This is a genomic window from Candidatus Saccharibacteria bacterium oral taxon 488, assembly GCA_013100825.1.
Taxonomy (GTDB): Bacteria; Patescibacteriota; Saccharimonadia; order Saccharimonadales; family Saccharimonadaceae; genus Nanosynbacter.
Window position 1 is genome coordinate 262856 of record CP040001.1, and the last position, 24345, is coordinate 287200.

General features: G+C 49.5%; 23 protein-coding genes. 5 read left to right on the plus strand and 18 right to left on the minus strand.

The window, feature by feature from the left end; genetic code table 11:
* Nucleotide 1: 1 nt before the first annotated feature.
* The 5 genes from mraY to FBF26_01380 all read left to right on the plus strand — a co-directional run bounded on the left by mraY (nucleotide 2) and on the right by FBF26_01380 (nucleotide 5765).
* The gene (gene mraY / locus FBF26_01360) at nucleotides 2-1039 is read left to right on the plus strand and encodes a phospho-N-acetylmuramoyl-pentapeptide-transferase (GenBank protein QJU09911.1); all 1038 of its coding nucleotides are present in this window, start codon (nucleotides 2-4) and stop codon (nucleotides 1037-1039) included.
* Nucleotides 1032-2315, plus strand: a complete 1284-nt coding sequence (locus tag FBF26_01365; GenBank protein ID QJU09912.1) for an FtsW/RodA/SpoVE family cell cycle protein — start codon at nucleotides 1032-1034, stop codon at nucleotides 2313-2315. The genes mraY and FBF26_01365 overlap by 8 nt, the downstream gene beginning before the upstream one ends.
* Nucleotides 2248-3411, plus strand: a complete 1164-nt coding sequence (locus FBF26_01370; protein ID QJU09913.1) for a hypothetical protein — start codon at nucleotides 2248-2250, stop codon at nucleotides 3409-3411. The genes FBF26_01365 and FBF26_01370 overlap by 68 nt, the downstream gene beginning before the upstream one ends.
* Nucleotides 3408-4325: a hypothetical protein gene (locus FBF26_01375; GenBank protein ID QJU09914.1), complete on the plus strand. Its 918-nt coding sequence runs from the start codon at nucleotides 3408-3410 to the stop codon at nucleotides 4323-4325. The genes FBF26_01370 and FBF26_01375 overlap by 4 nt, the downstream gene beginning before the upstream one ends.
* Before the next feature lie 1149 nt (nucleotides 4326-5474).
* The gene (locus FBF26_01380) at nucleotides 5475-5765 is read left to right on the plus strand and encodes a hypothetical protein (GenBank protein QJU09915.1); all 291 of its coding nucleotides are present in this window, start codon (nucleotides 5475-5477) and stop codon (nucleotides 5763-5765) included.
* Between the two features lie 61 nt (nucleotides 5766-5826).
* Here FBF26_01380 and FBF26_01385 read toward each other — a convergent pair whose 3' ends face one another.
* The 18 genes from FBF26_01385 to FBF26_01470 all read right to left on the minus strand — a co-directional run bounded on the left by FBF26_01385 (nucleotide 5827) and on the right by FBF26_01470 (nucleotide 24168).
* Entirely contained in the window at nucleotides 5827-8526 is a 2700-nt protein-coding gene (locus tag FBF26_01385; protein QJU09916.1) for a hypothetical protein, read from the minus strand.
* Nucleotides 8527-8565: 39 nt separating this feature from the next.
* Entirely contained in the window at nucleotides 8566-9621 is a 1056-nt protein-coding gene (locus FBF26_01390) for a hypothetical protein (protein ID QJU09917.1), read from the minus strand.
* A 240-nt stretch (nucleotides 9622-9861) separates the two neighbouring features.
* Nucleotides 9862-12375, minus strand: a complete 2514-nt coding sequence (gene topA, locus FBF26_01395; GenBank protein QJU09918.1) for a type I DNA topoisomerase — start codon at nucleotides 12373-12375, stop codon at nucleotides 9862-9864.
* A 104-nt stretch (nucleotides 12376-12479) separates the two neighbouring features.
* Entirely contained in the window at nucleotides 12480-12881 is a 402-nt protein-coding gene (locus FBF26_01400; protein ID QJU09919.1) for a hypothetical protein, read from the minus strand.
* 109 nt (nucleotides 12882-12990) lie between these two features.
* Nucleotides 12991-13368, minus strand: a complete 378-nt coding sequence (locus FBF26_01405; protein ID QJU09920.1) for a hypothetical protein — start codon at nucleotides 13366-13368, stop codon at nucleotides 12991-12993.
* A 143-nt stretch (nucleotides 13369-13511) separates the two neighbouring features.
* Entirely contained in the window at nucleotides 13512-14381 is an 870-nt protein-coding gene (locus FBF26_01410; protein QJU09921.1) for a site-specific integrase, read from the minus strand.
* Between the two features lie 286 nt (nucleotides 14382-14667).
* On the minus strand, nucleotides 14668-15045 hold the full coding sequence (locus FBF26_01415; GenBank protein QJU09922.1) for a hypothetical protein: 378 nt from the start codon (nucleotides 15043-15045) through the stop codon (nucleotides 14668-14670).
* Nucleotides 15046-15337: 292 nt separating this feature from the next.
* Complete coding sequence (locus tag FBF26_01420) at nucleotides 15338-15586, minus strand: hypothetical protein (GenBank protein ID QJU09923.1); 249 nt, start codon at nucleotides 15584-15586, stop codon at nucleotides 15338-15340.
* Nucleotides 15583-16701 carry a LysM peptidoglycan-binding domain-containing protein gene (locus FBF26_01425; protein QJU09924.1) on the minus strand — a complete coding sequence of 373 codons (1119 nt, stop codon included), beginning with the start codon at nucleotides 16699-16701 and terminating at the stop codon, nucleotides 15583-15585. The genes FBF26_01420 and FBF26_01425 overlap by 4 nt, the downstream gene beginning before the upstream one ends.
* Nucleotides 16698-16916, minus strand: a complete 219-nt coding sequence (locus FBF26_01430) for a hypothetical protein (GenBank protein ID QJU09925.1) — start codon at nucleotides 16914-16916, stop codon at nucleotides 16698-16700. Before FBF26_01430 ends, FBF26_01425 begins: the two co-directional genes overlap by 4 nt.
* 14 nt (nucleotides 16917-16930) lie before the next feature.
* Nucleotides 16931-17317, minus strand: a complete 387-nt coding sequence (locus tag FBF26_01435; GenBank protein QJU09926.1) for a hypothetical protein — start codon at nucleotides 17315-17317, stop codon at nucleotides 16931-16933.
* A 542-nt stretch (nucleotides 17318-17859) separates the two neighbouring features.
* Entirely contained in the window at nucleotides 17860-18768 is a 909-nt protein-coding gene (locus FBF26_01440; protein QJU09927.1) for a hypothetical protein, read from the minus strand.
* A gap of 77 nt (nucleotides 18769-18845) precedes the next feature.
* Nucleotides 18846-19271, minus strand: coding sequence for a hypothetical protein (locus FBF26_01445; GenBank protein QJU09928.1), 426 nt, complete (start codon nucleotides 19269-19271; stop codon nucleotides 18846-18848).
* Nucleotides 19268-19705: a hypothetical protein gene (locus FBF26_01450; protein ID QJU09929.1), complete on the minus strand. Its 438-nt coding sequence runs from the start codon at nucleotides 19703-19705 to the stop codon at nucleotides 19268-19270. Before FBF26_01450 ends, FBF26_01445 begins: the two co-directional genes overlap by 4 nt.
* On the minus strand, nucleotides 19698-20294 hold the full coding sequence (locus FBF26_01455) for a hypothetical protein (GenBank protein ID QJU09930.1): 597 nt from the start codon (nucleotides 20292-20294) through the stop codon (nucleotides 19698-19700). The genes FBF26_01450 and FBF26_01455 overlap by 8 nt, the downstream gene beginning before the upstream one ends.
* Nucleotides 20287-21372: a hypothetical protein gene (locus FBF26_01460; GenBank protein ID QJU09931.1), complete on the minus strand. Its 1086-nt coding sequence runs from the start codon at nucleotides 21370-21372 to the stop codon at nucleotides 20287-20289. Before FBF26_01460 ends, FBF26_01455 begins: the two co-directional genes overlap by 8 nt.
* A 3-nt stretch (nucleotides 21373-21375) precedes the next feature.
* On the minus strand, nucleotides 21376-22215 hold the full coding sequence (locus FBF26_01465) for a hypothetical protein (protein ID QJU09932.1): 840 nt from the start codon (nucleotides 22213-22215) through the stop codon (nucleotides 21376-21378).
* Between the two features lie 9 nt (nucleotides 22216-22224).
* Entirely contained in the window at nucleotides 22225-24168 is a 1944-nt protein-coding gene (locus FBF26_01470) for a tape measure protein (GenBank protein QJU09933.1), read from the minus strand.
* Between the last annotated feature and the right edge of the window lie 177 nt (nucleotides 24169-24345).

Genomic DNA, 24345 nt, shown 5'->3' on the forward strand with positions numbered 1-24345 from the left:
CATGGCAACTGCTTTACAAACAATGACCAACGAATTGACACACGTATTTTTGCTCAGTGTCGGGGCGTTCTTATTGGCGATGTTTCTGACGCCAATTTATACGTTTTTTGCCTATCGGTATCGGTTTTGGAAGCGGCAGCGCTCGGAGAGTACCGACGGCAAAGAGTTGAAGGTTTTTGCTAAATTCCAAGCGGCAAAATTGCGGCGAAATATTCCAACAATGGCCGGAGTTATCGGTGTTATTTCGATTTTCGTGGTGACGTTCTTTTGTAATTTAGATCGAGCGCAGACATGGCTGCCGCTCGCGGCGTTGATCGGCGGTGCCGCGGTTGGGCTTATTGATGATGTTATTAATCTACGCGGGCTGGGCGGTGGTGCGGCCGGCTTACGTAGTCCGGTGAAATTTGCGCTGATTATGCTTATCGGCATCGTCCTTGGCTGGTTTTTCTATATCAAGCTGGGCGTGGCCAGCTTCCATGTGCCGTTCATGGGGGATGTGTCTATTGGCTGGCTGATCATCCCGCTGTTTGCCTTTGCGGTGGTGGCGACTGGTAATGCGGTTAATATTTCTGATGGCATGGACGGGCTGGCCGGCGGGCTACTGGGGATTAGCTTTGGGGCGTTCGGAGTGATTGCCTTGCTGCAGCAACAAGTATTGCTGGCGGGGTTTTGCTTCACGGTAGTTGGTGTGCTACTGAGTTATCTCTGGTTTAACATCTATCCAGCACGGTTTTTCATGGGCGATGTTGGTAGTTTCGCCTATGGAGTGAGCTTGGGAGTGGTGGCGATGCTGACTAATTCGTTGCTGCTGCTGCCGGTGATTGGGTTGTTGTTTGTGGTTGAGGCGGGCTCGAGCTTGATCCAGATTGTGAGCAAGAAACTTTTTAGGCGCAAAATTTTCTTATCAGCGCCAATCCATCATCACCTAGAAGCCAGCGGCTGGCCGGAAACTAAAGTGACGATGCGGTTTTGGGTGATTGGCTGCGTGATGGCGTTTATCGGCGTGATGCTGGCCCTGGCGGGGGGTCATATTGCGTAACCGCACTGCCACCTCAACCGCCAAGGCGGTGCGTCGCCACCGGCCGATGTATCAGATCGTGCTATATATGGGGTTGTTATTGATGTTGGGGTTGGTGGTGATGTATGCGCTGGGACCGCAGCGGGCGAATGTATTAAATCATACGCACGGCGCGAATTATAGCGACACCTTCTTTTTCAATAAGCAGCTGGCCAGCGTCATCACCGCTGTGGTGGCATTTGGGGCGGCGGCGATATCGCCGTATCGGTGGTTGACCGAGGCGTGGGCCAAGCGACTATTCATCGCGGGCTTGGCGGCGTGTTTCTTGTTGGTGGTTTGCGGGGCGCTGCTGCATCTGCCATTTGCATCGGACACCAACGGCGCGTACCGCTGGTTTTATCTGGGTGGACTGGGTAGCTTTCAGCCGGCGGAGTTATTGAAATTTGGCTTGCTATTGTTTGTGGCTGGGTTTTTGGCCAAGCGGGTGCGCCAAGGCAAACTCAACGATATCAACGAGACGCTGATCCCGCTGGGTATTATTATGGCGGTGTCGATGTTTGTGGTGGTGGTACTACAGAAAGATTTGGGGACGGGTGTGTCACTCGTGGCGCTGGTACTGTCGGTGTTAGCGGTGTCGGGGATGGACGCTCGGCTACTGCGACGCATCGTGCTGGTGATCGCGGCTGCAGCGTTAGTGCTGACGTTCTCGTCGCCGCATCGCATCGAGCGGGTGATGACCTTTATTCAGGGTGATACGCATCAATCAGCCAGCCGGGATGAAAATAATTATCACATCCAGCAGGCGCGCATCGCCCTCGGCTCGGGCGGCCTATTGGGTCTGGGCATCGGTAAAAGCGTGCAGGCGACGGGCTACCTGCCAGAGGCGATTAATGACTCGATTTTTGCAGTGATGGGCGAGACGTTTGGTTTTGTTGGCCTGTTGGTTATCTTGGCGTTGTTTTCGGCATTGCTGCTGAGCCTGCTCAAGGTGACATCGCGGCTGGCTGATATACATCTACGGCTGGTAGTGGCAGGCGTGTTTGGCTGGGTGGCGTCGCATGTGCTGATGAATATTGGCTCGATGACGGGGATTATTCCGATGACTGGTATCTCGCTGCCGCTGCTCAGTTATGGCGGCACCAGCATGTTATTTATCGCAGCGGCGCTGGGTCTGGCATTTCAACTGTCAGCCTACACGGCGCACAAACCATTAATGGAAGGAGAGGGAAGTGGCAAAGATCTTGGCGGTCGGCGGCGGCTCGGGCGGACACGTTACGCCAGTCGTAGCAGTGTGTAAGGAGTTGCGATCATCGGGTGATCACGAATTGCGGTTTTGGTGTGATCGGAAATTTGGCGCTAGCGCTCGCGGTATTTTTGGTAAATTTGACGAGACGGTCCCGGTTGAGCTGATTATCGCTGGCAAGATCCGTCGCTACCACGGTAAAAATATGGCGTTTCATCTTCGACCGTCAATTTTACTACCGAATCTGCGCGATATCTTTCTAGTGGGGGTTGGGTTTATTCAGAGCTTTTGTAAGTTGCTGAGGTGGCGGCCAGATGTGATTTTTATCAAGGGCGGCTACGTGTGCCTGCCGGTTGGCTATGCAGCGCGGCTGCTGAAAATTCCGCTGGTGCTGCATGATTCGGACGCGCATCCGGGACTGACCAATCGGTTGCTAGCGCCATTTGCTGCCAAGATCGGCACCGGGGCGCCGCTGGAGCACTATAATTATCCTGACGTCAAGGCGGAGTACGTCGGCATCCCGGTGGCTGAGGAATTTCGACCATACAGCGCGGCTGAACGGCGGCAGCTAAAGGCCAAGTTTGGCTTTGATCCGGCACGGCCGCTGGTGGTGGTGACTGGCGGTGGACTGGGAGCAGCGCGCCTCAATGAGGCGGTGGTAGCCACGCGCGAGCAGCTGCTGGCTGAGACGTCGGTATTCTTGATCTCTGGTAAGCATCAGTTTAACGAGCTGAAAGAGCGCGTTGATAGCCGGGCGGGCTGGCGATTAGAAGCGTTTGTTAACCACGGTATGGCTGAAGTGCTGGCGGCAGCGGATGTGGTGGTGGCGCGGGCTGGTGCGACGACGCTGCTGGAGCTGGCGGCGCTGCATAAACCAGCGGTGATCGTGCCGAATGGCATGTTGACGGCCGGTCATCAGCTCAAGAATGCCAAGGTGTATCAGGACGCGCTGGCGGCAGTGATCGTTGAGGAGTCGACGCTGGAGCAGACGCCAGAGGTACTGAGCAAGAAGGTCATTGGCCTCGTTAAGTCGCCGCGGATCTTGGCCGGCCTCGGGCGAAACATCGGTACGTTTGCGAAGCCCAACGCCGCTAAAGACATGGCAGCGATGCTCCTCACTGTCATTCGTCGGCAGGGGAGACGTCGGTGAAATTACCCTTTTCTCGGGCAAAATCTACGCTGGCCACACGCCGCGAAATTGCGGCTCGTCGTCAAGCGGCGCTCATTAACGAGGATAGTTCATTTGAAACAGCCTATCGCCGCAATCGCAATCTCAACACCCGCCACACTGCCTCGCCAGTTGAGACCTCGGAGCGCACAGTTCAGCATGCGAAATCTCGGCGTCGCCGGACGCGATGGATTATGTTGCTCAGCAGTGCGCTGGTGCTTATTGTCATTGGTCTACTCGCATGGCAATGTACCGTCACGGTATCGGTGCAAACGCCAGACGCAGCGAGCGCCAAAGAGGCCGATCGCTACCACCACCTCATTGATGAATATCTCAGTGCACGTCCGGTCGAGCGATTCTTGTTTGTACTGAATCACCAGTCGCTAGCTAGTTTTTTCCTCGAGAAAGCCCCGGAGGTCAAGACGGTTCGCCTCGAGGCCGACCAACTCGCCAGGCCGCGCCTCAAGCTTACCTTTCGCCAGCCAGTCGTCCAGTGGACTTCTGGTGATAAGAGCTATTTTGTTGACGACGCAGGCGTGACATTCTCGACCACCTACATGGGCTCGCCATCAGTTATCGTCAAAGACCAGAGCGGCGTGCCGACTGCCGCCGGCCAGGAGGTTATCAATCGCCACTTTCTCAGCTTTCTCGGTCAAGCTGTCGCCGGCTTTCGCGAGCACCGGTTAGAAGTCACAGAAATTATCCTGCCGCAAAACACCGTTCGCCAGGCGCTTCTATCAATCAAGGGCCGTCCATACAGTATTAAAATGACCACCGACAGGGAGGCAGCAGCGCAGGTAGCGCAAGCGGTCAAGGCCATGACATTCTTCCAGAGTAGTGGCGCGGCTCCTGCGTATATCGATGTGCGCGTCGATCAGCGAGTATTTTATAAGTAGCGGATAGGGGCGACCTATGTCTCACCGGGGTATACGGGGCTGCACTGCTAACAGGGTAGAGACGGAGCCTATTACTCCGTTAGTTCGCTTTTTGTTCGTTTATCAGAGGATTAAGAAAAACATAGTTATAATATCAAAATAGCAAAAAATCAAATAGGGTGCTTGTGGAAAAATAGAGCAGGGGAATAAAATAGGAAAAAGTCAAATGTTTGTAGGCTTAACCAGTGTGGGATTGCTGTGTTTGTCGTGCGCGGCCTCGTACACAAGCGCATATGCCCATGCTAGGTGGTGCCTTATGATGTGGAAAAGTCTACGAGTTGCTTTTTAGACCGTAACGACGTTCAAGTTTGGTAAGGCCTGGCTCGATATTTATTTGAGAGGCGGAGACGACGCTGGCGCTGGAGGTATCCCAAACTCCCCCGATTGAAAGTCGAAAGTGATTAGTATGGGGGTCTGTTTTGTTTATGGTAGCTTGAACGTATCCCGTATTAGCACTCACCGTAGTATGGTGAAAGTCCGGAGGAGATCCCCCGCTCGTAAGAGATGCTAGGCGAAAAAGTTATAAATGGTATATTAAGTGTATGCATACGAAGTTTAGCGTATCAAAATAACTATAATACGTAAAAGCTACCTTGTGCGACATTAAATTATCTACGAAAAGACGCATGCTCTATCGTCTCTTCGCGATAATATTTTTTTGTTTTGTATGTAATGTTAGCTTAGCTTTGACTGCCCTTTACTGGACGCCCCCATATCGTGACTGACGGATAAATCTACCAAATGCGGTTTTGCGGAATTTATTGAAAACTTAGATTTGTTTTATTACCTCGGCGTTTTATGTTTTATGGTGATTGAGCGCTTCTGATCGGTATCGTACCCGTTGCCGTATTCACCCAGGCTTGCTATATATGGACTGCGATACAACGATACAGCCTGTATGTGCGTAATCTTGGCAGCCTAAAGCCGCTTGAACCGCTAATGCGATAAGTTCTCTTTTTGTTCTATATATTTCCAAGTAACTTGAATTCTAGTTTGAGAAGGGGGTTTATCGTTAAGTTATGGTTACTTCCCTATCGTTTCGTATGCGCTATAATTATAAGTGTTACTAAATAAAGAATACCTACCGTAATAATGGTAAAGGGAGATAATATGGAACTATCGGAGTTTTTCGGAATAAAAAAAATTGATAAAACAAGGGTCTATGCTCCAGACGGCGGGGCGGATCTTTTTGTTGATTCAGCACTACGCGAATGGGATCTAGATGATACTCCTGCTGAACGAGAGCTAAGTGAAGAAAGTCGTGATCTCCACGATAAACTATTTGCGGAAAGCATGCACTGTGTTGAGGAGGGAGAAGATTATAAAAGGCATCAAGAACTCATCGAGCTTATTCGTGCTTCTATAAACAAAAACCCAGGACGATCAGGATACTACAGGTAGCTGATGTTTTTCATAATGAGATAATCTAGAGGAATCCCTGGGGTGCATAAGCCATACTTGCTTATGTCGTACTCTTCTTCCGTCGTCGTCGGCGTTTCTTCGGTGTGGCGGTGTCGGTAGCTGCTGATTCAAATGCGCTGTTGCCGCGAATTTGCAAGATGACTTCGCCGCTGTCTGTGACGGGTGCGACGGGTTGGGGTTGTGGTGCGGGGTGTTGGGCGCTAGTGGTGGCGCTAGCCTTTTCTTGAGTCGGTTGAGCGGCGGCTATTTGATTAATTTGAACGGGCTGGGCTAGTGCAGCTGCGGCGACGGCTTGTGGGCGCGGTTGGGCGGGCTGCTTGTGCGGGCGCGGCGGCATGATGACGGCGGCAATTTCTCGCTCGACGTCTTCCCTGCTCCGTGAGTACATGCGCCGCGAATGTTCGATGATGTGCGGCGTGTTGTCGGCTTGGCTCGGCGGGAGTTCGAGGGTGCGTGCGGAAAAGGCCGGGGTCTTCTCTCCCCCGATGACCATGTTGATGACGAAGTTACGATTATGCATTTGTAAGAGGTCGACGGCTTCAAAATTCGGCTCAAATTGTTTAGCTAGGATCGGCGCGTCATCAGCAGACACGCGGAATGAGATCATGGTGCCGACGTTGCCAAAGACTGCGTCGCGCACGGTTTCATTCATCTGTGAAATGTACTGGTTGGCAACGGTCAGATTGAGGCCGTACTTGCGGGCCTCAGACAGAATGGTGGCAAATGAGTCGGTGGCAAAGTTCTGAAACTCATCGACGTAAAGATAGAATGGGCGGCGGTCGCGGATATCGGGAATGTCAGAGCGCGACATGGCAGCCAGCTGAATCTTGGTGACTAGGAACGAGCCGAGGATGGCGGCGTTGTCTTCACCGATGAGACCCTTGGATAGATTGACGATAAGAATTCTGCCCTCGTCCATGATTTGGCGGATGTTGAAGGTGGATTTGGGCTGGCCGATGATGTTGCGGATGATGGGGTTGGCGGTAAAGGCGCCGACTTTATTGAGGACTGGCGCGACGGCCTCAGCGACGAACTTGTCATTCCAGCTGGCGAATTCGACGTTCCAGAATTGCAAGACTACGGTGTCGCGGCAATAGCCCAGCGTTTCTTTGCGAAAGTTTTTATCAGTCAGCATGCGAGTGATGTCGAGCATGGTCGTCTCTGGTCGGTCGAGCAGCGCCAGGATGGTGTAGCGCAGGATGTACTCTAGCCGCGGGCCCCAGCTTTCGCCAAACATGCGTTTCAGAACGCCGATGACCTCTGATGAAATGTTGGTTTTTTGGTTCGGGTTAGTAACTTCCAGCGGGTTGAAGCCGAGCGGATAGGCGGTGTCGGCCGGGTTGAAATAGACAACGTCGTTCAGCCGTGAGCCGGGGATGAATTTCATGTTGTTGATGGCGAAGTCGCCGTGCGGATCGATGATGGCGTAGCCTTGGCTGTGAAAGATATCGCTGAGGGCGAATAATTCCAGTAATCCTGATTTCCCCGCTCCCGTCTGGCCGATGATGTAGACGTGGCGCGAGCGGTCGTAGCGCAGCATGCCGAACTGGTGGTTGATGCCGCGGAAATTGGTGACGCCAAAGGCGGAAATTTGGTCGTCGTTGGCGTCGCTGCCGGTCAGGACGGGTAGCTTGGACGGCGGTTCGGCGGTTTTGGCGCTGGCCCAGACGATGTTGGGCGTCTCGACATTGGTGTGCGGCAAGTGAAAGACAGAGGCCAGTTCTTCGATATTCAGGATGTAGCCATCGCCGTAAAACGCGCGCTTGCGGTACTTGTCGAGAAACTCCTTGCCGAACGCACCCTTGACAGCACGAAAGCCGTTGAGGTTGGTTGAATTGAATTGCTTAAAAGCACCGACCAGCGCCTGCATATGTAGCTTGGCGCTGGTTTGATCTTCGCCAAGGTACGCCAGGCGGATCTTGACGTCGTAGCCTAATTTGGTGGCCTTCTTCTCCGCCTCAGAGACGCGCGTCTTGTCACGCTCAGATAGCTCGGGCGCTTTTTTGCCATCACTTCCCTGGCCTGGTGGTTTCCAGAGAGCCTCGAGCAGTGTACCAATCCACTGCAGACCGCCGCCACCGAGTCCGGGAATGAGTTTATGTCCACTCTTAACACCGGTGATCCAGCGATCGGCGGACTGTTGCCAGCTGTCGGCGATCGGCCTGATGAGCACCTGCACCCAGAGTTCCTCGCCGGTCAATTCTAGTTTGGCCAGTGTACCGGTAATTCCCGCCAGTGGGTCGACTTCAAAGGTCTGAAAGGTGCGAATTGGCAAGAATTCTGGCGCCGTCAAGGTTAGCTCGGTGGTGTACACGGTGGAGTGCTCGTGCTCATGCTCGGTGTAATCTTCGCCAGCAACGTGGATTTGAACGGTTGGGTACTGGGCGTAAATTTGTCCCTCGACGAAACTTTGCAGCGTTCGGGGCACCCAGACATAAAAACGAATTTGACCGTTGACCGAGGCGATTTCAAAGCTGATATGCTCCTGTCTGCCGCCTGATAATTTGAGTTCGCGTTTGTCGCGCAAGATACCGTGCAGGCTGGCAAATAATTGCTCGGCGGCTAGCTCTTTCTTGTCGTTGGCTTTGGGGATTTCCAGTACTAATAACACGCTGTCGGTTGGCTCAAACTCGTCAGCTCGCTGATAGTTGCGCCACGTCAAAAATGACAGCACGGCTGTGATGGGTATCCAAACGTACCACTGCGTTAAAAAGCTAATCATCGAAGAGATAATTTCCATGCTATTTCATTATCTCACCCCTTATAGATAAATGCAAACCTAGGCTTCGCTGACCAGAATGTAGGTGGCCTTGGCGGAGCGTTGGAATTGCGGCTTGGCTTGCAAGTTGAGCAGAATAGTGGTTTCTTTGACTTGACGCTTGTCGAGGACGCGCTTCACGATTTCATCGCGGTGCAGCGGCTCGCCGGCCTCGCGGAGGACACTGGCGATGATGTCAGCGACGGTGCCACGGGCGTAGCCCCACGATTCGAGGGCATAAATGCCGCGGCCGATCAGAACGAAGCGCTTGTCCTTGATGAGTTCGTTGTGGATGGCTTGAATGGTGACATCTTTGCGTTTGAAGTCGCTGTCCTTGATGGCCTTAGCGATGTCCGAGAAGTGCATTGGCTGGCCGTTGCTGTCGAGAATGACGAAAATCTTGTCGCGGATGGTCTTTGGGTTGACGAGCGGCCACTTGATCAGGCCCCACAGCCCTCGGAGATGGGCTAGTTTCTTGCTGATTGAGGCGAGCGCGGCGATGTTGGATGGGTGCTCGTAATTGAGCGTTTTGTGTAGTTCCTCAGCGGTGACTGGCTGGCCGTGCTGTTTGATGGCTTTGACGATTTCTTCGACTTGCTTCTTGATATTCTTCTCGTCGTTCGGCGTGCCGATGATGGCTGAGTGGTAATAGTCATCGTTCTCGGTGATGATGTTGATTGATGGATTGAGCTCAGCGATAAAGGCAACATGTGATCGTTCGCTATCGGTAACATCACGGCCGAGGACGTGCTTGGCGAGATTATGTAGTGGCGCCGCCCGGCCCATTTCTGACAGGTGTGAGGTAACCATCTTTTCAGCAGCCGAGGCACTTGGTATACCGCCGTCAGCCACCAACAGGCGCAGGCGAACGAGGATGGCCTTCTCTAGCTGTCGGACACGCTCACGAGTGATCCCGAGCATGTCGCCGATCTGTTCCAGCGTCTCTTTATTGCCGTATAGGCCAAAGCGACGGCTAATAATCTCTTTCTCGCGCTCTTGCGGAATCTGCGCCAAAACATCCTCGGCTGCTTGCCGAAGCTGCCTGTCTGGTGCGCTCTGTTCTTGTATGTCGCTCATGGCTTTATGTTAAATCCTCTCTGCCTCACCTCAGAAGTTATGTTGATATATGACGATATTGCTATTATACAATAAAATATTTTCGTGTCAAGCAAGTCGTGTAGTACGCCGTAATTATAGCATGTATTTAACAATTTTTGCAATGAAATGGTGTGATAGTTTTTGATTTTGTGAATTATGGGGATGTGGTCTATACAGCCCTAATGAAATGTGGCTTGATTGGGTTATTTTATGGGTCAATTACTTCTTTGAGCGGCTGCTTTTTCTCGGGGATTTGGATGGTTTGGTTGAGGTGCGGCCGCGGCGGGCGGGCTTCACGGGTGCGACCTTCAGAAGCTCCAAGGCTTGCTCGTGAGTAATGGTTTTTGGGTCGGTGTCTTTGGGGATTTTGGCGTTTTTCGTGCCATCAGTGATGTATGGACCAAAGCGGCCGTTGAGGACTTTGACGCCGTCGCCGAAATCAGTGATATTTTTCTCGGCTTCGGCCTGGAGTTTGGCGGCGTAGAGTTCGCGGGCTTTTTCTAGGGTGATGGTGTGCGGGTCTTCGGGCTTGATGGAGACGAAGAGCTTGCCGACTTGGATGTATGGGCCAAAGCGGCCGATATTGGCCTTGATGTCTTGCCCGTCTTCGGTTTGACCGACGACACGCGGTAATTTGAACATTTCTAGTGCTTGCTCCAAGGTGACGGTTTCGATTTTTGCGCCTTTTGGCAGCGGTGCAAAGCGTGGTTTATCGTCGTCGTCAGTGGCGCCCAGTTGCAACATCGGGCCAAAGCGGCCGAAGCGTGCCAAGATTGGTTTGCCGGATTTTGGATCGATGCCGACTTCGCGGTTAGCACCGACTTTACTGCGGTCGATACCGCCTGACTGTTCGATCAATTTGTGAAACGGCGTGTAAAATCCGTGTAGCATGGCACTTTTAGCCAGGTCGGCAGCGGCAATTTTGTCAAATTCGGTTTCGACATTGGCGGTGAAATCATAATCAACGATTTGCGTGAAATGGTCTGTCAAAAAGTCAGCGATCAATTCTCCGCTCGGCGTCGGGATAAGTTTGCCGCGGGTGGAGCCAGTTTTTTCCTGGATGACGGCGCGTCTGACTTCTTCGCCGTTGTAGCTGAGGATGATGACATCTCGTGGTTGGCCTTCGCTGTCGCCTTTTTCGACATAGCCGCGGGTTTGCACGGTGTCGATGATGGTAGCATAAGTACTCGGGCGGCCGATGCCGAGATCTTCGAGTTTTTTGACTAGTGAACCTTCGGTATAACGAGCTGGCGGCTTGGCAAAGGTCTGGCGGGCAGTGATGTCGTGGGTTTCAAGGATGTCGCCGGTGTGGAGCTTTGGTAAAATCTCATCTTTGCCGCCGCCGTAGACGCGTAGGAAGCCGTCAAAGGTGATGACTTCGCCCTTGGCTTCAAAGTATAAATGACTGAAAGAATTACCTACTCCCTTCAAAACGGCTTCCGCACGCCGAGATTCTCTCTCCGATTCGTCTCGGGCAGCTGCGGAACTCGCTTCGCTCAGACAGTCCTCGCCGCGCCGCGCCTCATCGTCGTTCAATTCTCGGGTTTGTGCAGATGTTTTGTCGTGAGCAGATAATTCTCTGCCCTTAATGTTAATCGTTACCGTCGTCTTCTCCAATTTCGCTGCCGACATTTGTGACGCTAGGGTGCGGCGGCGGATGAGGTCGTAGAGTTTTTGGTCGCGTTCATCTGAGGTGACGGTTTCGCGGGTGATGTCGGTCGGGCGGATGGCTTCGTGGGCTTCCTGGGCTGAGGCGGATTTGGTTTTGAATTTGCGCACAGTTGAATAATCCGGGCCGTACAATCGCTTGATAAAATCAGTGGCGCTGGCGATAGCCTGCCCGCTCAAATTGACCGAATCGGTACGCATGTAGGTGATTTTACCGTCTTGGTAGAGCCGCTGGGCCGAGGCCATGGTGGCCTTGGAGCTGAAGCCAAGCTTGGCGTTGGCCTCTTGCTGCAAGGTTGAGGTCGTAAACGGCGCGGCTGGGTTGCGGGTGCCAGGCGTTTTCGAGATATCGCTGACGGTGAATGTGGCTGGCTTGAGACTGTTCAAGAATTCGTAAGCGGCTGCTTCGGAATCAAATTTTTGGTTGAGCTCGGCCTTGAGTTCTTGATTGTCGTGGATGAATATGGCGGTCACCTTGAATTGTGAGCTGCCCTCAAATTTCATGATTTCTCGTTCGCGCTCGACCAGCAGCCGCACCGCTGGGCTCTGGACGCGGCCAGCTGACTTACCGCCTGGCACTTTTTGCCAGACTACCGGGCTGAGTTCAAAACCAACCAGCCGATCAAGGATCTGCCGGGCTTGCTGCGCCTGCACCAAGTTCATGTCAACAGTGCGCGGGTTCTGGATGGCATTGGTGATGGCATCCTTGGTGATTTCATGAAAGACGATGCGCTTGGTCGTCTCAACCGGCAAATCCAACACTTTACAGAGGTGCCAAGCGATAGCCTCCCCTTCGCGGTCTTCATCGGTGGCCAGCCAGACGTTATCTTTGCCGACAGCCTTGACGTTCTTCTTTAGCTCGGTGATGACTTTCTTTTTTTCGGGATCGACTTCGTAGACGGCAAAAAAATCATTTGCCACATCAATTGGCGGCGTACCGTCCTTGGTTTTTTTGACGATTGAGCGGATGTGTCCCACGCTTGACAAAACGTGAAAATCCTTGCCCAAGTATTTCTCAATAGTCTTAGCTTTGGCTGGCGACTCGACGATGACGAGATTTTTCATAACTCTATATTATATCAAATCACCTCGCAACCACAACCGCCGAGGGTGTTTCTCGGTGGCTCTGGTTGCGAGGACAGAGAGATGGGTCTGTCCTCGCGGAGGCGCTAGATGAGTCTAACGATACTCTCTTCCTCGAGCAACTCCTCTAGGAGATCATGGTATCTCAGAAACTTATCTTCATCCTCTGCAATAACGGCCTCGTGGAGGAGTTGTTCGTACTGTGCTTTGCGCATAGTATAGCACCACTTCCTGACTTCATCGGCGAGATCACCAGTGATTCGCCAGGCGCCAGTGCCGAAACAGTCGAGCAGAACATTGGCCACAACCAAGGGGTCGCTATAGCTAGCCCTAAAGCCAAAAGTAGACTCATCAATGGCCCATGCGGCTTCCACGCCGTTGATTTGGATTATTTGCCACAGGTGCTCATTATAGAGCTCCCTGTTGGTACGGATGGTGATGTCACCATTCATAGCCTTGATGACGAAGAAATCATCATAGTTCGCCATGTCAGACCTTCTCTCTCTGTCCGGATTATCAACACTCAGACTTCCTGAGTGGACGAATCTCCGTTTTTCAACGAAAACCTGATATATATATCAATTATTGGAGAAAAAGTCAAGCCTCTGGCGTATCCTCATCGCTATTGCCGCCAAAAATAGCTCGTTTGATATAGGTCCATGAGGCATGAGCAGCAAGCGGCAACGAGCCAATAAATGCAGCGCGGCCAATCTTGCGGAGGGTTTTGGCTAGCCTTGGTTTACCGTTCTGTTCGGCGGTGTGGGCGCCCGCGTAGGCAGACAACGCCAGCATCTCACCAGCCATGCCTAGTTTGCCAGATTTAGTTGGGCGCGTTTCACCTTTGTGTTTACTACGATAATTGGCGATGCCTGTTGCGGCGGCGTTTATCGTGTTTAACACGGCGATGGTGCCGATAACCGACTTTGGCGCTGCGCCTTTTTTCAACATTTCATAGAGTAGTTTGAGCGTTACCATGGTAGATTCTATCAGGAGTAGAGGTTTCAATGTACACATTGCGAAGGCTTTTGTGCACATCGCAATCACATACTACTATACTAGCAAACTGAAGCCATTTTGTCAATAGCTTAAGCAAAATATCGCAGGCGCCTTACAGATCTTTAGAGTGTATGCCCTAACTTCAATTGATCATATACACCTATCATTCCGTTGTCCAAAGCATGCAAATAAACTTCGGTTGTGGCTGAATTAGAATGCCTTAGTAGTCTCTGCGCTTGAGAGATTGATGCCCCTCGTGTCTGGATATCCGTAGCAAAGCTGTGTCGCATCGCATGTAGATAAAAGCCTTCTATCCCTGCCCTCTCAAACTCTCGGCGCATTCTATATCTTAGCTCGTCAATACTATATGGACGCCCATCTCCATAAGCTGGTGACGGCCACAAATAATCGGTAATTCCTTTATTATCAATCCATTCGTTCATCCACAGTCTTGTACGTGGTGTCATAAACACCGTACCAGCTTTATTCCCTTTGCCAACTATATTCATCTCGCGCCCATTAATATTCTTTAGTCTCAGATTCCTCAATTCTGTAGCTCGCAGCCCAGAATCAAAGGTCAGTGATATCAGTAGTTTTTCCATTGGCTTGGCGTTTTTAAGGACTCTTTCGATCTGTTCTCGCGTAAACCAACTTCGTCGTGGTGGTTTTTCTTTCGCAGGCTCAATTAGACGTGTTTTGACTGATATATCATAATCCATGTCTCTTAGATATTTTATAAAAGCAACAATGTGGTTTAACCTACTATTGATCGTTCTGCCTGAAACAATATTTCCCGTAGCTACGCCAGATGATTGCATAGACATCCATTTATTAATATCTCTATTGGTTAGCTCCTGCATATCGTCAACAAGCTCTAGCTCCGCAAACTTAGTAAGTACTCTGGTCTTTGTGTCCATTGTCTGTTTAGTAAACTGACGCGCTCGACAGTAATCTAAATATTCTTCGATCTGTGCATAAATAGGCTTTTCCATTCCCGTAAATCTCCACTTCAAAAAACAGTTCTATATAGAATTTCTTTATAATCAATCTCTTCAAAGCTATTGTATATAGAACGTAAAATTACTATTTTAATATCAACTTAATATGGCGGCGGTCTCGTGAGCGAGATGATGCAATAAAAAAGCGGCCAAACGGCCGTTTTCACTGTGTAAAAGTCCTGATTTTTTGCATACACCCAGGATTATTGCACATTTCAAATGCGTAATCAAACGCAAACAAGCCGCTCCGCGAGCGACATCAAAATAACAGCAATGATTGCTACGCGATAAGGTTATAGTTGCGCTTCATCTGTGCTAACTTCTCTAATCCGTCAATACTTATCGGCAGTGTTGCCTGCTTTTGCATTTTCTGTTTGTGACGTTCCTCTGCTGCCCTGGCTTTCGCTTGAGCAATTAATTTGCGTAACCAATCTACTGTTTTTGCTAAATTCTTACTTGACCAGATGAATGCAAAATATTTACGTGGGTTTTTCTTACGTTTTGCTAACTTTACAGAATAGTCAAACTCTTTCACGTAGTTGATCTGTCGGTTTCTGAACATCGGCAGATACTTATCGTCAGCAATGAGTTTTGTTGCTTTCCCAAGCCTCTGCTGCATTTTCTGAACTCGTCGCTCGTCTATGATGATGGTCCCCATATACCCTCGCTGAGCTACTTTGAAAACAAAAATAGCCCCATTAACTAATAATAGTTTGAGGCTATGATTGATCTGTCCTGATAAGACTATCTTACCATGATATGCATTTAACTGTCAACAGCATTAGTTTCGATAATCCATCGTAAAGCAGTCTTGCCAAGGTCTCTAGTAAAATGTTCGTCTTCGAGCTGGAGAATTCGCTCCGTTGCCTCCTCTTGCATCTTTAGCGCCTGACGATACTCATCAATAAGCTCGGCGTCACTCAATGTTGTCAAGTCTTCCATGTGCGTCCTCAGCTTCTCAGAGTTGGCGGTGTCTTACCGCGTGGCTCTTTGAGTAGTGCGCCCGTTTTTGGATCGTGCCACCTGCTCAATCCTGGTACGCTGTGCGCGTCCACTAGACATTGCAGGCAATCGTTGTATGTCGAGCCTGCCGGCATTTCTGGCGTAGCTTTACTGATGTGCAGCGTAACGCAGCCGCAAGCCTTGCACTCGCGGAAGTACAGGCTTGATTTAGTGATAGTTATTTTCTGTAGATTCATGGATTTATCCTCTGTCCCGGATAAATCAATCCACGGTTAGCAATGCCATTCTTATTTGCCAAGGCTTGTGTATAGCCAGAATTACCGAACAGCCCGCTCGTGCCATGCCAGCCGTTCCTGAGAGCGATATCGCCGAGCGTATCACCCCGCCGCACAACGTAACCGCCAGCACTTCGCTGAACGTAGCCTGTCGAAGCCGGCGCGCTAACTCGTGGAGCTTGAGCCGCTACGCGTGAGTTTACTACTGCTTGCACTTCGGCTGGATTGTAGCCTGCGGCTTGTAGCCGTACTACGCGGTCATTGCCGCTGCCGTACGCGCCACGCAAGACATCTGCCACTACTTGGTCATTCACTGCTTTTGAGCTGGCTGCTGGAGCGGCTGGCGCGCTAGCAGTGCCATTCCAGATATTCGGTCGGTAGTAGCCGATGATTGAATTGCGGTAGCCGCCCAAATCCATCAGATTAAACGCGTTACCAACATAGATATTGCCACTGCCTTGGTTTTGTCCGAAGAACTTGCCTTGGTAGTACATAGCGACGTGTCCATACGTTCCACCACCAAAAATCGCCCAGTCACCATCTTTCATACCAGCCTGCCCGCCGTGCCAGGTAAAGCCGAGTGCTTGGATTTCGCCGACTTGATTTGCGTATCCACTCGCACCGCCTGTTCTGGTAGCAACGACACGTCCACTCAAGCTAAACATAAACTGCTTGAAGCCTGCCACACACTGTAAGCCGTAGCCCTCATTGAAGCCACGACCGTTCATGGCGTTTATGAATGCTGCAGGGCTTGAGAGGTCGGTCTTGTAGTAGACACCAGAACCCATCTGCGCTAGCTCTTTGTCGGTCGGCTCACATCCAGAGCCTTTATCTTGCGGCGCGTCAAAGCCAAGCATACTTGCTACAGCTCTATCGCCTTGCTCCTTAACCTTACACAAGGCTTTCTTCTGAGTTTCTGAGTACTGAGCTTTATTGCCATCAAATGTAATACTGCCATCAGGTGCTTTCTTGCCAAATACAGCGAACAGCACAATGACAGCGAAAATGAACGCTAAACAGACTACAATTAGATAGTCAGCCAAGAATGCTGCTACATTTTTACGAAAAGATTTCACTTCTGGACCTCGCTTTCGTCAATTCTTTTTTGAACAGTCGTGCCTCCGAGGATCATGCTAATAATGGCGGCACCGACAACCAGTGTTGAGGCTATTTGCTCGCCAAACTGCTCAAATCCCCATATCTTGCCTAAGGACGTTGCGCCATATGCAAGTGCTGTACAGGTAGCAGCAAGTATTGACAGCTGATATTTAATTTTCTTTTTAGATTTCATATTTGACCTCCTTGTCATCTATTTTCTCTTGACCGAACAGTTTCGTTTGTTATGTTCAAATCGGTTTTCAACCGCTCGATCTGCGATGATTGTGTTACATATAACGCCCAGATAACGACAAGCATCAATGCGCTACTAAATGCAGCTGCAACATGCTTATCCATAAACCGTTTCATTTGACCGGTAAAAGTGGCCTCATTAATACCTAGGTTTTTCTCGATTGTATTGAGTCGTCCAGATTGCTGCTCAACGAGATCAGCCAACTTTTGATATTCTCGCCGGCTAACAGAGTCTTGATTGCGCACAATATCTTTAATTTCGATAACATCTTCTTTAATATGTTCAACATTCGCCTGCAAGGCTCCAAATTCTTTTGCTGATACGTCTGTCTGATTGCTCATAATTTTTCCATTAAAAAAGCGACCACGTTTTGTGATCGCAATTTCCTACATCCATATTATAACACAGATTAGTCTGAAAATCCGAGCAAACATGCAAGATAAAGCGCCCTTGAAAACTCTCGCATGACTACTCGCATATCTACTTATGATTATACCATGATACAGTCTACCACAAAACCTATCACCGTCTCGCTCGTGGTGACCGGCAGCACCTCAGAAGTCGACACTGGCATGAGATGGATCGATGACGCACTATTTACCAGAAGACGTTTTCAATGGGTGCTTGAAGGTTTCTGGTAAAACAACGAAGCCGCATGGTATTAATAACCTAGATATGGGTTATTAATATCCGCGGTATTGCGAAAGAGGACAGTGTTGGGCGCGACTATCAATTTACCGCATGCTGCCGACCACAAGCCTACACGGTGACGGTCTATGCTGACAATGATAACATTAACATCCAAACCTATACTGATCAGTCTGGATACAAGACCTCATTTGTCACTATTCATACATGAAAAAAGCCTAAGCAATACCTATCGCTACCCATGATACCCCATGCCAGGCTCCACCAATGACCCTGTCGTCGATGCATTAAGTGTTGTGCCCATACCTGTAACTGGACCAGCCGCAATATTGACCGTCACCGTGTAGGCTTGTTGGTCGGCAGCATGCGGTAAATTGATAGTCGCGCCAACACTGTCCTCTTTCGCAATACCGCGGATATTAATAACCATATCTAGGTTATTAATACCATGCGGCTTCGTTGTTTTACCAGAAACCTTCAAGCCACCCATTGAAAACGTCTTCTGGTAAATAGTGCGTCCATCGATCCATCTCATGCCAGTGTCGACTTCTGAGGTGCTGCGGTCACCACGAGCAGACGGTGATAGGTTTTGTGGTAGGACTGTACCGCTAGAGATAATCTCCGATCGGTTGATTCTGCCGTCTCTCAGTGTAATCATCTTTCGCAAGTCGGTAATATCACTACTAATAATTGATGTTGCTCCAGATCGTTTGAGGACTCTCGCTAGTATAATATATGGGTTTGCTGCGCCAATCGCCGCCTGAATCGCCGACGTTGTAGGGTCTGATGGTGTTGCGGCAGCTGCACCAGAGACCGCCTTCAGCTTGAACACATCATTAGTATTGTCTGTGACAGCTGTGCTCCCGGCGACATTACGATCCACGTAGGCAACGATTAGTGTATTCGTTGGATTTGATGGCGATGCTGCACCCACGCTAACCGACTCAGTGCCTATAATGTTGATGTCGTATGACGGGTCTTTTCCAACGGAAGCAGTCCCGGACTTAACAGTAACATTCATCCCACTGCCAGCCACCACTTCCATACCATTTGCTACTTCGCCGTCCAGTGCGTCACGTATAAACTGTGTTAGCGCTGCCGGGCTATGCATCCCGCCGCCGTAGTTGAAAACTCGTCTTGTCATATTTCAATTCCTTTCCGCGCGCCGCCAGAAAAGCTAAAGAAAAATTGCCACCAAGCGGTCGCAATTTATTACTTGTATTATACCACATGTAGTGATCCTTTACCCGTTGATGAAACAAAAAATTTGACTCTAATTTCTTCATCGCCGAACCAAATTATCGTTACGTCCCAATTTTGAGGCTGACCAATCTCTATAGGCTCGCGCATGCTATTAATGGTTAGTGGTGCAGTTGGATAGCCAACAATTTCATGAGCTGTCTGCAGTTTTAATCCAGCAGTCGTACTTTTTTCTGGAATAAAAGACACCCGAAGCCGTTTAACCTTCGCAGACCCTTCAAAAGATGTCGTGCCAGTCCAGTCCCACTCGCGGTCGGTCTGAGTTAAAAACGTTTTCACGGCATCAGCACCTACTATCTGGTTCTCTTTTTTCTCACGCTGCCATTTTTCAATGTCTTTCATTGTTCGAACAATATCTGGAAATTGGCTTGAACGGTTAATACTCATCCCTGATACTCCTCCCACGAGACATCACACTCGTCATTAGCTATAATCTGCAACTTGAACAAGATGGGCACCACTCTTTTTCCAAAGACAGGAACAAACCATTTCTTCGTATTTGATTGTGCGGGCGGCAGTGGTATGTCGATAATCCTAGTGAGCGCATCTTTTGTGCTGGTTCGAATCGCAAGGTCGGCCACGAGATTATTTGAATTTTTAGCCTTAGCCGTAACTAATACCACGTTCCATCCAGCCTCGCTAAAAGACTGCTCAGCTCTGTGCGGATGTATACTAAAATCCCATGTACTAGAGGACATCTCAGATAATTTCATGACTATCTGATTACTACCAACAAACTGCCTGGTCTTTTCGTCATGCATCTCGCGCTGTATGTCAGCTATTTGAGTTATCAAACTATCCTTGTCAATCCTGCTAATCATCTAGCACTACCTTTATTTTTATTTTACCCTTGTCCGTACTGCGAACCATAAATCGAATTTTCAACTCAACATTTGCGTAATCTGGTGTATCATAATAGCCGTTTGTCACGTACAAAAACTTTAGAGCATCACGGCTCCGATAATTCGTTGAATCCTTTAAATACCAACCAGAAAACACATGAGATCTTGCGTGAGGGTCCTTCACCGCAAAAGCTAATCCTATGGATGGATCGTATATGGGCTCCCAGGAATGTCCGTCAACCGACACTACCAAGTAGGGATAGACTACCGGGCTCTTTTGATTTTCTGGAAAAAATTCAGTGATTATATTGAAAGTATCAGGAGTGTTTACCCCTCCCGTGCCTGGCAGCATATAATGTCTATGCTTACCGATAAACACCTCCGTGCCATTTATCTTTCTGTATACCTCAAACTCATTCCATAGATTGCCTTCTGGAATCTGATATGTCCTGACACCGGACTTAACGCTTGTTGGCTGTGGAGTGCTTTTCAGGTCAGTATGTTGCGCTTTAATTCTCGCTAACATGCCAACCAAGCCTCGCTCCTCTAGCTCAATTAGTCTACTCATTTTCTTCCTGCTGCGCGATGACATCATCAACACTTAAATTGTCGAATGTTAACTTGACCTCTTCAGCATCATTCTCATCCACATCGACCTCGATTTTTTCGATACGATAAAATCCGCGGATATGTTCAAACATGACGTAGCCATTCATTTCTGCGTAGATGGTATCACCAAGCCCTATGTCATTAAGATCGATTATTCCATCAGCTAGTGTAAAGCTTGGCAGTTCACGAACATCCTTCAGCATCTCTAATACGCCATTTGTGTTTTCTTGCAAAGTCTCTTCGCGCTCTACAGAACTAAACGTGACAATCTTCTCACGGCGATATAGTGCTTGACGAGAGAATGGATCGGTTGCCGTCGCTACGATTGCATCGTCACCATTACCACTACCGATACCAATTACATAATTAGCCAGACTATCTACACTCCTCTCAAATCCAAAACCGGCAACATTCTCTGGGTAAATCAATTTAATATCTGGGCGATAGCTCCCCATCGCATCAAACGTATTGAACTTTTTATCAGGCGTGAACTGAAAGTCTGGTCCGCCGATGACATTACTTAGTCGTACCAGAAAATCCTTCACGTTGGCGCGTTTCTGATGACGCTGACGCGGATTTTTGCCAAGCGACGTGAACCTACCACGCCGAATACCGAAATCTCCATCCTGCTTTTCCTGGTACTGATTTATTACACCCCAAGCGATATCGCCTTGCCTAGTTTTGTCATAATCAGCATCAACATAAGCGTCCTTAAAATAATTGAGGTAGCCAGTAAAACTCAGCTCAATATCTACTGATGGATCATTTGGTGAGAAGTCTATTTTAATAAGGTGTGCGCCAATCCTATCTTTGCCATTTCGAACAATCCGAATATCTGTCGTGCCGGCATCCATAAAATCATACGGCCGCATGCCGGTTTTTTTGACATATTCCTCATATCGCGCCAAATCCATCCGAAAACTAACCGTCTCGGCGGCGTTGCGCTGCTCAGTCCATTTTAGTCCCTGTGCTAAATGGCGAATATCGCCGAGGCATTTTCCATTCTTGCTGTAAACTTCGATCTTATATTCTGCCATAGCTCAAATCCCTATGTATCCACTTCTAAATCGCAGCTCTGCTTCTGTCTGCTCGTCTTGCTCATCAGTTTGCAGCTCGATCATGTTGTCGCCAGGCGCTAGTCCCCAGAAGCTCGAGCCGACAGCCTGCGAATCATATACATTCATTCCATCTAGCAAAATCGTCTTGTTTTTCATGTCAATTTCCAACTTGCCACTCGCGCCGACCGTCAGAATAAGCCCCATCGTTTGATTTGTCGTACGATTTATCAGCTTTGGATTAGTGGCTTTGGTGTGGATGATTATATTTGGTAATATCGTCTCGTTTCCCGAGTTATTAACCGTCACTGGCTGCTCGTCCGGACTAATATACAGCGGTAGTGTGAACGGTATCGTAAATCCGCCTTGGCGTGTCTTGCGAATAGTCGCTAGCATTTCGCCATCGCTGTTGTCATATAGTAGAGGGTCGTCTGCTTTTAGGTTGATTTTCCATTTCACCAGATTTAGCAGTTTTTCTATCGGCATCTCCACACCGATTAGTACCACCTCTGTCGAATAAACCTGTCCACCAGGCGTAATCACGCGAAGTGTACCCCTGTCTTTCACCAACTTTGCCAAAATCGTGGCAAACTCACGCCGCCGTTCCTCAGTTTCACGTACCGTTCTGCCGAAAATCCGCCCACTAAACGAAATAAATCGCGCCTCGTACAGCTGTTTTGTCGTCCAGCCGCCATTCCGCCCCAAATTAATCCCCTGCGATGTGCGAATCGCAGGCAACCCAGCCAAACCCTCAATCGGCTCATCCAAGTGCATGCCGATGAGCTGATTGTTTATCTGAAAGTCGTTCAAAAATACTTGCCACATACCTGCCTCCTATGCCTGACTTAACAAATACCCCAAATCGCTTGCCACCATCTGCGCATCGACCTTATCACGCACGTTGTAGGTGTTGTTGACGGTAATATGTTTTGTCATGCCGCCACCCTCGTCTCCTGTTCGCCTATTAATTTGCGCCACCAAGCTTGCCATTTTGCTCTCTGGCACAACCCATTCATTCTGCCCGCCATCGCCGGCGTAAATAATTGAACCGCCGCCCTGTGGAGTAACGATACCACCAGTCGCCAACCGCGGGACACGAAGCATGCCAATGTTGCCAATGTGGACCCCTGGTATCTTATTAATAACTCCAATGGCACCATTAATCATACCAATGAACCCATTTGCCATACTCTCAACCATACTTAGTGCGCCATTAACTGCACCTCTAACTGCGCCGCCAATAGCATTGCCAACAAAACCACCCAGCTGTCCAAACATGCCAGTGATACTATTCCAGACACCGCCAAAGAACCCGCCAAGCCTTCCAAACACACCAGTGATTGCATTCCATGCACCTTGAAATATGCCACCAAACCAGCCAGCAACACCGCCAAAGGTGTTCACGATCCCGTCCCAAAGCCCTTGAAACCATTGCCCGATCGACGTAATTGTCGATGATAAGAACTCCACGAACCCATTCCAGATATTCTTACCTGTCTCTGTCTGAGTAAAGAACCAAACCAGCCCAGCTACAACTGCTGCAAGAGCTACGGCCAATAGAGCCAATGGATTAGCGTTCAAGGCAGCATTGAATAACCATTGTACGGCAGTTGCCGTTTGTGTTGCAACAGTCCATGCTTTAGAGGCTGCGCTAGCTAGCCATACAGCGGTATTGTATGCGACTACTGCGCCAGTGAATACCCCAACCCCAACTGCTATTACTGTGAATACTGCACTATTATCTTTCACAAATTTTATTAGACCGGCCACTGAGGCAAGGGCGCTCTCAAACCCAGATCCTAATCCGCTAACAGTTTCGGCTAGGTTGCCGCTTCCAAAAGCCTCAATAATCTTCCCTATACCACGAATCACTGCCGTCTTTGAATTCTCTATTGCTGTCTGGATTCCGCCAGTGCTATTGCGCGCCTGCTTCTCAAAACTCTGGAACCCATTGGCGCCCTCCTTGTTCAGCTTAGTAATCGTGTCCATGAAATCATCCATTGAGATGATACCGGTGCGCATTGCCGTGCCCAGTGCCGTTGTCATGTCTCCAGTGCCATTCTTGACTGCGGTTAATTGGTCGACAAGCTCCTTACCAGTTGATGACATTGGGTTTTTCTTGGCGTATTCCTGGGCTTTTTTGAGGTAGACGTCCAGTGCCGAACCGTTTTGAAAGAACGCCTGTGCAATCTGCTTCAACTGTGCTGGCATGGCGCTCTGTAGCGCGCGCCACTCCATCATATCTGGCTTGCCTTTAGCATATGCCTGTGAAATCTGCTCAATTGCTGTGGCCTGGATATCCATTGGCGCACCGCCGGCTAGAATAGCATTGTTGAGCGCCAGAAACATTTCAGTAGATTTGCCAACGTCACCATTCTTCGATGTCAGACGTTGAACCGACGCAGCTGCACTATCTAGCGAGGTTGGCAGACCCTTCAGCGCATCGGCCATTCGTGTGATAGCCTTTTTTGAATCATCGGCAGATATGCCGAGGTTACTCATTACCTTAGGAAAGTTATTCAAAATGTCCACGCGACGGATAGCACCATCAACAGAGCTGTTGATCATATCAAAGGCTTTGTGGACGCCAGCAGAAATCAAATTACCAGCCGCGACCGAAACTGCACCGCTCAAACCGCTGAACGCATTTTTAGATTTGTTGCCAGAGCTGCTAGATTTATTAGCAAAGCCATCAACAGCCGCGCCAGCCTTGTTCAGGGCCGCAATAAGCTGTGAGCTGTTGCCCTTAATCGTTAGGGTGAGTTCACTGCTAGCCATAACTAACTACGCCCTTTCGATAATTTATCGTAGGACTCAGCTTCCAACTTATTCTCAACAGCACGCTTCGCCATAATCGCCTCTATAATCCATTCGGGTGTATCTAGATATTCTTCGTATGTCCAACCGTAGTCTCTGAGGATTCCTGCGATGACTATCGGTTCTGGAACTGCAGTC

What these genes read in the sequence shown, in the direction of transcription:
- FBF26_01430 (QJU09925.1), bottom strand. Translation starts at nt 16,916, where the DNA reads ATGAAATCTAAAAAGAAAATTAAATATCAGCTGTCAATACTTGCTGCT.
- FBF26_01440 (QJU09927.1), bottom strand. Translation starts at nt 18,768, where the DNA reads ATGACAAGACGAGTTTTCAACTACGGCGGCGGGATGCATAGCCCGGCA.
- mraY (QJU09911.1), top strand. Translation starts at nt 2, where the DNA reads ATGGCAACTGCTTTACAAACAATGACCAACGAATTGACACACGTATTT.
- FBF26_01405 (QJU09920.1), bottom strand. Translation starts at nt 13,368, where the DNA reads ATGGTAACGCTCAAACTACTCTATGAAATGTTGAAAAAAGGCGCAGCG.
- FBF26_01400 (QJU09919.1), bottom strand. Translation starts at nt 12,881, where the DNA reads ATGGCGAACTATGATGATTTCTTCGTCATCAAGGCTATGAATGGTGAC.
- FBF26_01435 (QJU09926.1), bottom strand. Translation starts at nt 17,317, where the DNA reads ATGAGCAATCAGACAGACGTATCAGCAAAAGAATTTGGAGCCTTGCAG.
- FBF26_01385 (QJU09916.1), bottom strand. Translation starts at nt 8,526, where the DNA reads ATGGAAATTATCTCTTCGATGATTAGCTTTTTAACGCAGTGGTACGTT.
- FBF26_01455 (QJU09930.1), bottom strand. Translation starts at nt 20,294, where the DNA reads ATGAGTAGACTAATTGAGCTAGAGGAGCGAGGCTTGGTTGGCATGTTA.
- FBF26_01445 (QJU09928.1), bottom strand. Translation starts at nt 19,271, where the DNA reads ATGAGTATTAACCGTTCAAGCCAATTTCCAGATATTGTTCGAACAATG.
- FBF26_01465 (QJU09932.1), bottom strand. Translation starts at nt 22,215, where the DNA reads ATGTGGCAAGTATTTTTGAACGACTTTCAGATAAACAATCAGCTCATC.
- FBF26_01415 (QJU09922.1), bottom strand. Translation starts at nt 15,045, where the DNA reads ATGGGGACCATCATCATAGACGAGCGACGAGTTCAGAAAATGCAGCAG.
- FBF26_01390 (QJU09917.1), bottom strand. Translation starts at nt 9,621, where the DNA reads ATGAGCGACATACAAGAACAGAGCGCACCAGACAGGCAGCTTCGGCAA.
- FBF26_01420 (QJU09923.1), bottom strand. Translation starts at nt 15,586, where the DNA reads ATGAATCTACAGAAAATAACTATCACTAAATCAAGCCTGTACTTCCGC.
- FBF26_01470 (QJU09933.1), bottom strand. Translation starts at nt 24,168, where the DNA reads ATGGCTAGCAGTGAACTCACCCTAACGATTAAGGGCAACAGCTCACAG.
- FBF26_01380 (QJU09915.1), top strand. Translation starts at nt 5,475, where the DNA reads ATGGAACTATCGGAGTTTTTCGGAATAAAAAAAATTGATAAAACAAGG.
- topA (QJU09918.1), bottom strand. Translation starts at nt 12,375, where the DNA reads ATGAAAAATCTCGTCATCGTCGAGTCGCCAGCCAAAGCTAAGACTATT.
- FBF26_01460 (QJU09931.1), bottom strand. Translation starts at nt 21,372, where the DNA reads ATGGCAGAATATAAGATCGAAGTTTACAGCAAGAATGGAAAATGCCTC.
- FBF26_01450 (QJU09929.1), bottom strand. Translation starts at nt 19,705, where the DNA reads ATGATTAGCAGGATTGACAAGGATAGTTTGATAACTCAAATAGCTGAC.
- FBF26_01410 (QJU09921.1), bottom strand. Translation starts at nt 14,381, where the DNA reads ATGGAAAAGCCTATTTATGCACAGATCGAAGAATATTTAGATTACTGT.